This is a genomic window from Mesorhizobium sp. IMUNJ 23033 (assembly GCF_044778005.1).
Lineage (GTDB): Bacteria > Pseudomonadota > Alphaproteobacteria > Rhizobiales > Rhizobiaceae > Mesorhizobium > Mesorhizobium amorphae_A.
Genome location: NZ_JBJACT010000022.1, coordinates 88,515 through 97,876, shown reverse-complemented (window position 1 = coordinate 97,876; position 9,362 = coordinate 88,515). Strand labels below are relative to the sequence as shown.

Below are 9,362 nucleotides of genomic sequence, written 5' to 3'. Positions count from 1 at the left end.
CCGCCGGAACCAGCGTGTTCGGTCGTGACAGCTCACCAAAAGCAATGCCCTCGCTCCATGCGGGTCATTCTTCCGACGGTCCCGATCTCGGTGATCTGGTCTCTTGGGCAAGCACGAGCAAGGCTCCAAGGGTTACCGCCACGCCGGACATAAGCGCGGCGATATCGTCTTCACGCGCCAGGGTGAGTTCGCCAGCCCTGTTCTGCAAGGTCACGCTAAGCTCCTTCAATCTCAATCGCAGGTCGTCGTCCATGTCATTTCTCCAACCATGTCTGATTGGCACAACGTGGCGTTAGAGAACCTGTTCCTGCGAACAATCCGCACGCGGAGCTGGTCACCCGTGTCGGCGTTCGTGAACTGAGAGCTGTTCAACTTTCGCTTGCCTCCCGTCCTGGATTGCCGCGACACCCCCTCATCTGGCGCCGGGGACCGCGTGCTTTTTGCCCCACGGGCGGACCATTGCGCCCTATTTGGAACAAGAGATTTTTCTGCCCGTTAGGATAAGCGACACGGTTTGCGATCAACGCAGCTGAGGGCCGGGTCCGCAAAAACGGAGAATAGTATGAAAATCCACCTTACAACCGCTGCGGCCAGCTTGTTTATTCTTCTAGGGGTGGGTGCCGCCGCCGCCGAGGACGTCATCATCATCCAACCCGAAGAGGATACTGTCATCCAGGAATACGCGAAAAAGGAGCCCTTGGCATCCATCAAGTTGCCGGGTGTGGAACTCAACGTCGGCACTGCTCTGCCGGACACCGTCGAGCTTCGTGAAGTCCCCAACGTCAAATATCGCTACGTGGTAATCGACAATCGGACGGTTCTCGTGGACCCCGGCACACGCAAGATCGTCAAGGTCTACAACTGAGGTTTCATCGTCTTCTCTATAGCCCCGCCTTCCGGCGGGGCCATTTTTAGCTATGCAGACGTAGGTCGGTTCGCGATCGTCGTAAGCTTGGGTAGGCGCTTGCATAGAGGGAAACGGCCAAGCTCGATGAATTGATCCGCTCCGGCCAAGGCAAGAATGACTTTCATCGGGATAGAGCATTTGACGGAGGAGGAAGTCGAACAGTTTCGCGCCGCTTGTCTAGGTCGCGCGAAGCGCTTGGCCGACGAAAACGCGCGCTGGCGGACTTTGTAGCCGGCGAGGATCAGCGCTTGAGGCCGCCAGGATTCGACAAAATACTGTATCGCCTCCATGATGTTTTCCAGATGGTGACGACCATGCGTTCGGGACGAAATCGAAGGCAATCAGTTGTTTGGAAAGCCTTTGCCCTTCTCCTCGCGGGGTTAGCGATCACGGCGGTGATTTTTAGCTTTGAGAAGCCGCGACGTGCCTCGCCGCGGATCACGGTCTCGGCTGTCTCGTCCTTCAATTCCGGCGGTCTGGTTCCTGGCCCCACGGTTACAGCGCCTTCGAAGAGCTTGGGCGCTGTCGCTGCCAATCGCGATATCTGGCTGGCAATTAGCTGGAAATTTTCCGGCGAAGCGCGAATGCTGAATGCCGTCACGGTTGGAGGCGTTCCGGCAAGGCGCCTGGTGCGCAGCAACGAGGTGCCCGATAGCGCCAATTCTGAGATCTGGATGGTTTCCGCTGGGTCCGGCGATGCTTTGGAAAACACCATATCGGTAGATATCGCGTTCACTTTCGACGGCGGCAACCCGTCGATCACGACTCAAGTCTATCGCGTGATTGGAGCTTCAGAGATACCGGCTGTGAGCGCTGCCGCAGGAAGGGACTTCAGCATTTCCATCACCATTCCGAACAAGGGCGTCGCCCTCATATCGCTGATTGCTCCCGGGACCACCTCCGGCTCGTTGAGCAATGTCACCGAGGACTTCAACGCTCTTTGCGGTAAGGACTTCCTTGGCATCCATGCATCAAAAAACTCGACCTTCCGTCAATCCGTGACTGCCAGGTTTACGGGAAACGCAACTGTCGCTTTTGCTGCGGTCGCGCTGCGGCGGGCCAATAGCCGTCTTAGCAAATCCTGAAACAAAAGCCCGGGCAGACCGTTGGCAATCTGCCAGACCACACTCTGGCTACCTCAGACCCTCGCGCTGGCTTCGGCCGGCGGGCCTTTTCGGGTGCACCATGCCGTCGACCTCGATAAGCAAGACGGAGTATGACCCGGCCAGCAGAGTTCTCTCAGTCTGGTTCGTGGCCAGCGGTAAACATTATGAGTTCGAGGGCGTGCCCCCAGAGACCGTTGCTGCGTTCCGAGATGCCTTCGCAAAAGGCCGGTTCTTCAACGATCATATCCGCAATCACTTCAGCTATCGCCTAGTGCCCACATCGGGAGTCAATCAGCGTCGCCGGCAGTAGCTCGGCGGTGCGGAGGCGCGATCCCGGTCACCAATCTGACTTTGTCCAGATCGACAGTCACCAGCGGCCGAAGGTTCACCGTGACCTTGCCAGCTTCATCATCTATGCGCGTGACCTTCCCGACCAGCTCAACGTTCTGGCCTGCCTTGGCCGTGCGGTCGGCTATCGAATGTGGGAAATCATAGGACGGAATGCTGATGCTCACGCGATCCGCGTCGATCCGCTGCAAAACGGCAGCAATGATCGACACCTCATCCCCAATTCCAATGCCTCTTGCGGATTTGCGCTTGGGTGTCATGCGTCCAGTTCCAGCCGCTCGTGATTTGGTTGCTGATGCCAGATCACCTGCCGCAGGTCGCGCCAATCTACCGCTTGGCCGCAGGACGGGCTCCCGTGCTTGGCGGGCTCGCTGTGTCGCCTGCCGATGATCGGCGGCCCGAGGTCTGAAAGCTTGGTCATTTTGCGAAGTCGACGATCTGAAGATTTTCGTCCAGACTGAATTCGTGAATGGTTCCGGCTTCGTCGATCACCCGGAACCAGTGCCGCTGCTGCACTGCCCTTGGATAGACCACCTTTCCGGTTACCGCTTCGACAGCGCCGAGAGCATCATACGCATCCGTATCCAGCGAGGTGACGACCTCTTCGCCATAAAGCTCGTCGACATGATAGCGCACCATGGCAGTCTACCTCTTGCCTAGCCGTTCAGCTCCACGCTCTAGCGTCTCACGACTGTTTCCGTGCTTCTTGATAAGTTCGCGAACCTCGGGGATCGTGAGACCGAATTTGCTGGCGAAATACCCGACCTCATACTCTTCGTCTCCGGCCACGCGGTCTCGGTCACGGAAGTCGCGCTTGCGTTTGTCGTCAGCCATTTCGCATCCTCCTTTCAGAATCTTGTTATGTTCACGCTAGCTAATATAAGCCGATGACCCAGACTCGGTTCCATGCGAAGGCGGCAGGCGAGGCGCCGGCTTCCGCCTTATTGATGATGCTGTGTTTCTTCGTTTCAGTGCGACAATTCGGGAGCAAGTTCGGGTGCCGCGGGAGGGTGCCATGCGAGAATTGCCATTCGACGTCGATGCAGATGCCGTGATTGAAGTCGGCCGATATCTGGATGGTCACGCGAAGACCACCGCAGTTTCGATATCTGAAGCGCTCCGCGTAATCAGGCGTCACGTCAACAAATCGCGCGTCGGCGACAGTGGTTTAGAGGAACTGATTGTAGAAAGCGCCGCAGCCAGAAAGCTTGCCCTCTTGTTGGACAACCACGATTAGGGGCGCGGGCTTGCCGGCGCATTTATAGCCTAAGAACAGCCACAGGGACGCGCCAGGACGCACGGGCGCTTCCCTGCTGAAGGACAGCGGCCGGCCGAAGCGCGCGCTGGTGAGGATCGTCACGGAACGACAACAACTAACGCGCGGTGACCCTGCCCCACAATGGATCATTTGCCGCTGGCACCAGAATTGCAGTGTCAGAAGCGCCGGGTGTTGGGACCCGGCAATTGGGGCGGTTGGGGGCCTCGCCGCTTCGCGAATGGAGCGGCGAGGTTTTTCATTCAGCTAACTGCCTTCAGGCGGCCCGGCAACCGAGCGGGGCAGCCGGGGTTGTGGCCTGCCACCCAGCCGCCATGTTAAGACTAGGGTGACATGAGGCTCTTTTTGATCGCGCTTGCCGTCGCTCATAACTGGTATTCCGGCTACCATGATCCGGTCACCGGCTATGAATGCTGCGACGACAAGGATTGTAGGGTCATCAGCCCGCGCTATGTCGAGCCGCTGCCGGGCGGCGATTTCAATATCCGCACGGGGTCCAAGACCCAATATTTCATCCCCAAGAATCGCGTCATAGAGAGTGAAGACAGCCAGTATCACATCTGCACGTCACCCCCCCATATGACCATCCGCTGCTTCTTTGCGCCGCACACGGAAGCCAGCCGATAGTGGCCGGATGGCAAAGGGCTGGACATTCCAAACACTGAACGACGCGAAGATGATGGTGACGGCGCACTGCCACAATTCGGCCTGTCACCATAGGCAAGTGCTCGACCTGGTGAAATTTCGCGATCGGTTCGGTCCCGACGCGCCGGCAATGGCGGATGACCTCATCCCGAAGCTGAAAAGTGCCAAGTGCGGCGGTAGGGACGATCTGTACCCCGGACTCCAGCCCGACCGGTGCACCAAGCCGCAATGGACGGTCGCCACACAGCGTTTGCCCAGTATCCACAGGCGACGGGCCGATCGGTAAAATTGTCCGGGTTCCGTTAAGGTCTTCCGCATTAGCGCCGGCTCATGGTCTCGATGTTGCCTAGCAACGAAGCCCGCTGCCGCCCCAACAGCCCACCCCCCCAAGGCAGCGGGCTTTTTCCCTTCGCATTTTCAAGCGGCTTATGTTTTCGAGGTTTGCAACAAGCGAACACGCGACCAGCAGAAACAGGGCAAGGCCCTCCGCGAAGAGGCCGCCAAATGGCTTGTGCGCATCGCAGCTGCCGCCAAGACGCGGGCCTTCCTAATTCTCCGCGTGGCTGAAGACGACAGCGCCGTTGTCCTTGCGAACTTCAACGGACACGATCCCATCGTCGCCCTTTCGAGTCTGGAACATGGAGATTGCAAAGTCTTTCGCGACCTTCTCGGCGTCGAAAGTCATCTTGTCGACGATGCCCTGTCTTCCATACCAGATGACAGTGTAGGCCATTGTGGCTCCCCTACATTCAGCCGAAGCATATAGGCGTCCGGCTTGTCACGCCACTTTGGCACCGCCGCCAGGCGGGCAGCTTGCGCCCACAGGAACGCGCCAGGAGGCGCAAGGCGCGTCTCGATCAGAACGCGCGCTGGCGGGGCTTCCTTGTGGCGGTTCCATCAAAGTTGAACGATCGGCACAGCGCACTGGAAAGCACGTGTGGTAACCGTTGATTCAACCATTGCTGGTATATTGGCAGAGTGGCGGCTCCGACCGGCTTGGGGGCTGGATTTAGCCGGAGCCGCCTGCGCAGCCAGGGGTAGTAGTTTGACCGCGCTGTCTCAGAATAGGACAGCGCGGTCTACGATTGGTTAATTCAGCCACAGCTAACGGAACGACCCTGCGATATTGAATCAAATTCAATCTTGCGGGGCGTTCCTATGCCTAAGCGTGCCGGCGGGGTCCGGTTGTCGTTCATTCCTCCGCTGATGCCAACCTTGGTCGAGAAACCTCCCGAGGGCGAGGGCTGGATTCACGAAGTCAAATTCGACGGCTACCGCTCACAGATCATCATCGACGACGCGGACGTTCGCATCTTCACCCGTCGGGCTGGACTGGTCGGCAAAATATCGAGACTTGGTTGATGCAGCTAAAGAATTGAACGCCCAAAACGCCATCGTCATTGGCGAGATCATCGTCACCAATGAGGCGGGGCTGTCCGAATTCGCAGCTCTGCGGAAAGCCATCACGCGGCGCCAGCACGATCTCTATTTCGTCGCCTTCGATCTCCTGCACCTGAACGGCCACGACCTGCGCGACATGGCGCTGGAGGATCGCCGCGAGATTCTTGTCAGCATGATCTCGACTGGCGGTCGCATTCAGTTCAGCCAGGCTTTGCAGGGCGAGGCCAAGGCCTTGTCGATGAGGCCGGTCGGGAGGGCATGGTTTCAAAGCGGAAGGACAGCAAATATCGAAGCGGCCCCTCGACCAACTGGCTGAAGGCGAAATGCTACAGCATCGACGAATACGAACTGCTCGGCGTCGAGCGCGAGACAGGCAAGCCGCCATTCGCTCTGATGGCCGAACGAGGCACAGGGCGCTATGTCGGGTCGGCGTTCATCACCTGAACCGGGAGATGCGTGAACGCCTCTGGCAGCGCGTCCGGGAGCACGTAGGGGCCACCGCCGAAAAGCATGAGGCGGCCGGCCACGCAATGGGTTAAGCCGGGGCTAATTGGCCGTGTGAGGCACCTGCGGGGCGAGGAGGATCTTCGCCATGCCTCGCTGCAAGAATACCGGGAGGATGATTGAAGACGACGGCCGGCCCAAGTCTGGCGCGGGGGGATGGTGATACACGCCCGTCCTTCCGGTATAGTGGCACCAACACGCACCGGAGATGATGCCATGTCAAAACACTTCGTTCATGTGGCGGTGGTCGCATTGGGGCTGTTCGTCACCAGCGCAGGCGCCGAAACCCTGAAGCTTCCTGACAATCTGACCGGCTTTAGTTCTGATGCCGGCGAAAACTACTTCGTCGAAAGCGATGCCCGGGAGGCCTATTTCCCTCTCGCAAGCAACTTTCTGACGCAGAAGACACAGTCCTATTGTGGTGTCGCCAGCATCGTCATGGTGCTGAACGCGCTCAATGTCCCGGCGCCTTCGGTTCCGGAGTTCGAGCCCTATCGCACATTCACGCAGGACAATATCCTCGATGAACGAACGGACGTCATTCTCGCCCGAGGTGTCTTGGCGAAGAAAGGCATGACGCTCGATCAGATCGGTGGAATTCTCGCGACGCAGCCGGTCAAAGCAGAAGTCCGTCATGCCGCCGACAGCTCAGTCGAGGAGTTCCGCAAGCTGGCGAGTTCCTATCTCGGCCAGCCGAACCATTTTGTAATCGTTAACTACCTCCGCAAGGCAATCGGACAGGAGAAAGGCGGCCATATCTCGCCGCTGGCGGCCTATGATGGGAAAGCAGACCGCTTCCTCATCCTTGATGTCGCACGGTATAAATACCCCCCTGTTTGGGTGAAGGCGTCTGAGCTTTTCGATGCCATGAATACTCGGGACTCCGACAACGAGAACAAGACCCGCGGCTTCGTCCTGGTATCGGCGGCTTCTGTTCAATAGTGACGGTTGAGATTTCGGGCTGACCCTTTCAAAGGGCTGGACGTTCCAAGCGTTGATCGACGCGAAGATGGTGGTCACCGCGTTCTGTCATCACGCGCCATTAATCATAGCCAACCGCTGGATTTGGTGAAACTTCGCGATCGACACGGGCCAGACGCGCCGGCTATGAAATGGGACATCAGGCCGAAGCTGAAATGCACTAAGTGCGGCGGCAAGGCGGTCGGGCTGATCTACACTCCCTACCAGCCCGAATGCCTTCGGCAAGGCCAAGGACGGCGGGTAGTGTCTCAGTTTGAAATTTCGGCCGGCGACCCGTGAAGGATTCGCTATGCCGTCTCGCCGGGTGTAGGATGCCTTGTCGTCCGATCTAGTTGGCTTACGGACGCTTGAAAGAGTCGATCACGCTTTCGCCCTGCTCGATGAGGCAAAATGCGATGACGAGAGCTCTGTGGGGCGTCGCCGACCCCGAACAACTGGCCGCGCTCGGGAAGCTCTTAGACGAATACGCCAAGGAGATGGGTATCTCTGGCAATCAGGAAGCGCGCGACCGTTTGGCCGAGCGCATCTGGGCATTGTTCAACGAGGGCGTTACAGGACTGGAGGAAATCAGGCGACGCCTGGATTCCAGTCAAGCCTCGCTTTAGTTGAGGAAATCGCCAGCTTAGCACGCGTCCAGTGGCCCAGCGGCCGGGGCTGGGGGACTTGGGGTTCGGCCGCCGGGCCTAACCGGAAAACGGAGAGATAGTTCGCCGGCTGGCGAGTTATAGACCGGGTCGGCGTCGCTGCTAACTTGGCAAAACGGCGGTGTTCTCTTCCCCTCAAATCGGATGAGCCGGAGTCAATCTCGCGTTTCTACGGGAACCTAACGCTCGAACCGAAATTGACGGTCATGACCACTCGCGGAAGAGAGTTCTTGGAACGGTGGCTTGCCGACAACGTGCCCGACCTCGTCGGTGCTGACGTCATCTCGGCGGGCAAGGCGACCGATAAACTGTTTGCTGATGCTCAAAAGCAGGGAATTGAGGGGTCAGAAATCGTGGAAGAGACGGGCACGGGTAGCGTCTATGAGACGATCCTAGACGCCGTGGTCCACTACCATGGCCCACGGTTGGCGGGGGAAGAACCGGGCTAGCATCATATGAAAGTCTACCGGGTCGAACAGGTGGGAACCTTTGCGAGCAAGAAACCTTCTCCCTGTGAGCCAAGGGAGGAAACCAATGGCAAATCTGGGAAAACTGGCGGTCGCCGTGCTTGGCATTCTGGCTTACCAAAATCGCGACAAGATCGGAGACTTGATCCGCGGTGCAGGAAATCGCGATCCAAGCAACCCGCAAGGCGGGCTCATGGATCAGCTGTCCAAGGGTGTGTCCGGGACAGCGCTGGGGGACATCCTCGACCGCTTCAGAAACGCAGGAGTGGGATCGAAGGTAGATTCGTGGGTAAGTGCCGGACCCAACGAGCCGATCGAACCGAAGGACGTGGAGACGGCAATAGACGAGGACACCCTCACTGCTCTTTCGATGCAGACCGGTCTGTCGCGCGATGAACTGATTGCCAGGATCACGAAAGATTTGCCCGAGGCAGTCGACAAGCTGACGCCAAAGGGCGAACTGCCAGCAGCGACCGATGAGATCACACTCCTCGATCAGGTGCCGCCACGCAGCCCCCAGCAGTAGGGCTGGGATTGGGTCCACGACGGGCTTGCCAGCGCGACCGATATCAGGAATATAATCCTACGTTGCGGCGAGTCCCTCAACGGAGATCGCCTTTCCCATGACCATGAAATATCCCTTTGTCGAGGACATGCTCGGCAAGAAAGTCGCGATCGGCACGGGCCTGTCAGTCGACTGTATTACCTGCCGACGTCATGTCGTCCTCGACGTGCCGGCACTCGCCCGTCGCCTGGGTGACGACTACGCTGCATGCACTGGGATCTGATCAAGGTGCTCTATTGCCAGCCCTGTCGAGATGCCGGCAGGGAGGGCCGCAACCTGACGTTCACCAACCATGCCGTGACGCCGGACAAGAGGCGCTAGGCGCTCGCCTTCTACCTGCGGATGGTCAAATCGTAAGCGAGATCCTGCTATAATCCCGTATGGCCGTCCGAATAGCGATTGTCCTGGCGCTTCTTTTCGCCTTCGCCTACGGATTCGCAAAACTCGTGGAACGTAATGGCAGCGTTGGCGATCTGCCCTCCCCGTGTGAGGAATGGTCAAACCCTGATTGCCCAGAC

Annotated in this window: 18 protein-coding genes; 13 read left to right on the top strand and 5 right to left on the bottom strand. The window is 58.5% G+C overall.

All coding sequences use genetic code 11. From position 1 onward, the window contains the following. Positions 1 to 64 precede the first annotated feature (64 nt). Entirely contained in the window at positions 65 to 253 is a 189-nt protein-coding gene (locus tag ACFX5Q_RS22645; protein WP_404281548.1) for a hypothetical protein, read from the bottom strand. Between the two features lie 309 nt (positions 254 to 562). Between ACFX5Q_RS22645 and ACFX5Q_RS22640 the strand changes: the two genes are divergently transcribed. The 3 genes from ACFX5Q_RS22640 to ACFX5Q_RS22630 all read left to right on the top strand — a co-directional run bounded on the left by ACFX5Q_RS22640 (position 563) and on the right by ACFX5Q_RS22630 (position 2,323). After that, positions 563 to 865 (top strand): DUF1236 domain-containing protein, encoded by a 303-nt coding sequence (locus ACFX5Q_RS22640; RefSeq protein WP_404281546.1) that lies wholly within the window; start codon positions 563 to 565, stop codon positions 863 to 865. Between the two features lie 344 nt (positions 866 to 1,209). Further along, positions 1,210 to 1,992 (top strand): hypothetical protein, encoded by a 783-nt coding sequence (locus tag ACFX5Q_RS22635; RefSeq protein WP_404281544.1) that lies wholly within the window; start codon positions 1,210 to 1,212, stop codon positions 1,990 to 1,992. A 100-nt stretch (positions 1,993 to 2,092) separates the two neighbouring features. Beyond that, a complete protein-coding gene (locus tag ACFX5Q_RS22630; RefSeq protein WP_404281542.1) occupies positions 2,093 to 2,323 on the top strand; it encodes a KTSC domain-containing protein in 231 nt (76 codons plus the stop codon). On the opposite strand, the gene ACFX5Q_RS22625 is transcribed toward ACFX5Q_RS22630, so the two are convergent. The 3 genes from ACFX5Q_RS22625 to ACFX5Q_RS22615 all read right to left on the bottom strand — a co-directional run bounded on the left by ACFX5Q_RS22625 (position 2,301) and on the right by ACFX5Q_RS22615 (position 3,195). After that, a complete protein-coding gene (locus tag ACFX5Q_RS22625) occupies positions 2,301 to 2,621 on the bottom strand; it encodes a hypothetical protein (RefSeq protein ID WP_404281540.1) in 321 nt (106 codons plus the stop codon). The two genes, ACFX5Q_RS22630 and ACFX5Q_RS22625, sit on opposite strands and share 23 nt — an antisense overlap. Positions 2,622 to 2,778: 157 nt before the next feature. After that, a complete protein-coding gene (locus ACFX5Q_RS22620) occupies positions 2,779 to 3,000 on the bottom strand; it encodes a hypothetical protein (RefSeq protein ID WP_404281538.1) in 222 nt (73 codons plus the stop codon). Between the two features lie 6 nt (positions 3,001 to 3,006). Continuing rightward, entirely contained in the window at positions 3,007 to 3,195 is a 189-nt protein-coding gene (locus tag ACFX5Q_RS22615) for a DUF3606 domain-containing protein (protein ID WP_404281536.1), read from the bottom strand. 181 nt (positions 3,196 to 3,376) lie between these two features. On the opposite strand from ACFX5Q_RS22615, the gene ACFX5Q_RS22610 reads away from it, so the two are divergent. Both ACFX5Q_RS22610 and ACFX5Q_RS22605 read left to right on the top strand, forming a co-directional pair. Beyond that, the gene (locus tag ACFX5Q_RS22610) at positions 3,377 to 3,598 is read left to right on the top strand and encodes a hypothetical protein (protein WP_404281534.1); all 222 of its coding nucleotides are present in this window, start codon (positions 3,377 to 3,379) and stop codon (positions 3,596 to 3,598) included. 372 nt (positions 3,599 to 3,970) lie between these two features. After that, entirely contained in the window at positions 3,971 to 4,264 is a 294-nt protein-coding gene (locus ACFX5Q_RS22605) for a hypothetical protein (RefSeq protein WP_404281532.1), read from the top strand. Positions 4,265 to 4,829: 565 nt separating this feature from the next. Here ACFX5Q_RS22605 and ACFX5Q_RS22600 read toward each other — a convergent pair. Then, complete coding sequence (locus tag ACFX5Q_RS22600; RefSeq protein WP_404281530.1) at positions 4,830 to 5,015, bottom strand: hypothetical protein; 186 nt, start codon at positions 5,013 to 5,015, stop codon at positions 4,830 to 4,832. Positions 5,016 to 5,440: 425 nt separating this feature from the next. On the opposite strand from ACFX5Q_RS22600, the gene ACFX5Q_RS22595 reads away from it, so the two are divergent. The 8 genes from ACFX5Q_RS22595 to ACFX5Q_RS22560 all read left to right on the top strand — a co-directional run bounded on the left by ACFX5Q_RS22595 (position 5,441) and on the right by ACFX5Q_RS22560 (position 9,067). After that, positions 5,441 to 5,644, top strand: coding sequence for a hypothetical protein (locus ACFX5Q_RS22595; RefSeq protein ID WP_404281528.1), 204 nt, complete (start codon positions 5,441 to 5,443; stop codon positions 5,642 to 5,644). Between the two features lie 13 nt (positions 5,645 to 5,657). Further along, positions 5,658 to 5,999 (top strand): hypothetical protein, encoded by a 342-nt coding sequence (locus tag ACFX5Q_RS22590; protein ID WP_404281526.1) that lies wholly within the window; start codon positions 5,658 to 5,660, stop codon positions 5,997 to 5,999. Next, entirely contained in the window at positions 5,942 to 6,127 is a 186-nt protein-coding gene (locus tag ACFX5Q_RS22585; protein ID WP_404281524.1) for a hypothetical protein, read from the top strand. Before ACFX5Q_RS22590 ends, ACFX5Q_RS22585 begins: the two co-directional genes overlap by 58 nt. 276 nt (positions 6,128 to 6,403) lie before the next feature. Beyond that, positions 6,404 to 7,129, top strand: a complete 726-nt coding sequence (locus ACFX5Q_RS22580) for a phytochelatin synthase family protein (protein ID WP_404281522.1) — start codon at positions 6,404 to 6,406, stop codon at positions 7,127 to 7,129. A 386-nt stretch (positions 7,130 to 7,515) separates the two neighbouring features. After that, on the top strand, positions 7,516 to 7,773 hold the full coding sequence (locus ACFX5Q_RS22575) for a hypothetical protein (protein ID WP_404281520.1): 258 nt from the start codon (positions 7,516 to 7,518) through the stop codon (positions 7,771 to 7,773). A gap of 269 nt (positions 7,774 to 8,042) precedes the next feature. Beyond that, complete coding sequence (locus tag ACFX5Q_RS22570; RefSeq protein WP_404281518.1) at positions 8,043 to 8,261, top strand: hypothetical protein; 219 nt, start codon at positions 8,043 to 8,045, stop codon at positions 8,259 to 8,261. Between the two features lie 85 nt (positions 8,262 to 8,346). Beyond that, positions 8,347 to 8,805, top strand: a complete 459-nt coding sequence (locus tag ACFX5Q_RS22565; protein ID WP_404281516.1) for a YidB family protein — start codon at positions 8,347 to 8,349, stop codon at positions 8,803 to 8,805. Positions 8,806 to 8,902: 97 nt separating this feature from the next. Next, a complete protein-coding gene (locus ACFX5Q_RS22560) occupies positions 8,903 to 9,067 on the top strand; it encodes a hypothetical protein (RefSeq protein ID WP_404281514.1) in 165 nt (54 codons plus the stop codon). Positions 9,068 to 9,362 lie beyond the last annotated feature (295 nt).

Excerpts from the sequence above, each read along its gene's own strand:
- ACFX5Q_RS22645 (WP_404281548.1), bottom strand. The coding sequence starts at position 253 with ATGGACGACGACCTGCGATTGAGATTGAAGGAGCTTAGCGTGACCTTG.
- ACFX5Q_RS22640 (WP_404281546.1), top strand. The coding sequence starts at position 563 with ATGAAAATCCACCTTACAACCGCTGCGGCCAGCTTGTTTATTCTTCTA.
- ACFX5Q_RS22635 (WP_404281544.1), top strand. The coding sequence starts at position 1,210 with ATGGTGACGACCATGCGTTCGGGACGAAATCGAAGGCAATCAGTTGTT.
- ACFX5Q_RS22630 (WP_404281542.1), top strand. The coding sequence starts at position 2,093 with ATGCCGTCGACCTCGATAAGCAAGACGGAGTATGACCCGGCCAGCAGA.
- ACFX5Q_RS22625 (WP_404281540.1), bottom strand. The coding sequence starts at position 2,621 with ATGACACCCAAGCGCAAATCCGCAAGAGGCATTGGAATTGGGGATGAG.
- ACFX5Q_RS22620 (WP_404281538.1), bottom strand. The coding sequence starts at position 3,000 with ATGGTGCGCTATCATGTCGACGAGCTTTATGGCGAAGAGGTCGTCACC.
- ACFX5Q_RS22615 (WP_404281536.1), bottom strand. The coding sequence starts at position 3,195 with ATGGCTGACGACAAACGCAAGCGCGACTTCCGTGACCGAGACCGCGTG.
- ACFX5Q_RS22610 (WP_404281534.1), top strand. The coding sequence starts at position 3,377 with ATGCGAGAATTGCCATTCGACGTCGATGCAGATGCCGTGATTGAAGTC.
- ACFX5Q_RS22605 (WP_404281532.1), top strand. The coding sequence starts at position 3,971 with ATGAGGCTCTTTTTGATCGCGCTTGCCGTCGCTCATAACTGGTATTCC.
- ACFX5Q_RS22600 (WP_404281530.1), bottom strand. The coding sequence starts at position 5,015 with ATGGCCTACACTGTCATCTGGTATGGAAGACAGGGCATCGTCGACAAG.
- ACFX5Q_RS22595 (WP_404281528.1), top strand. The coding sequence starts at position 5,441 with ATGCCTAAGCGTGCCGGCGGGGTCCGGTTGTCGTTCATTCCTCCGCTG.
- ACFX5Q_RS22585 (WP_404281524.1), top strand. The coding sequence starts at position 5,942 with ATGGTTTCAAAGCGGAAGGACAGCAAATATCGAAGCGGCCCCTCGACC.
- ACFX5Q_RS22580 (WP_404281522.1), top strand. The coding sequence starts at position 6,404 with ATGTCAAAACACTTCGTTCATGTGGCGGTGGTCGCATTGGGGCTGTTC.
- ACFX5Q_RS22565 (WP_404281516.1), top strand. The coding sequence starts at position 8,347 with ATGGCAAATCTGGGAAAACTGGCGGTCGCCGTGCTTGGCATTCTGGCT.
- ACFX5Q_RS22560 (WP_404281514.1), top strand. The coding sequence starts at position 8,903 with ATGACCATGAAATATCCCTTTGTCGAGGACATGCTCGGCAAGAAAGTC.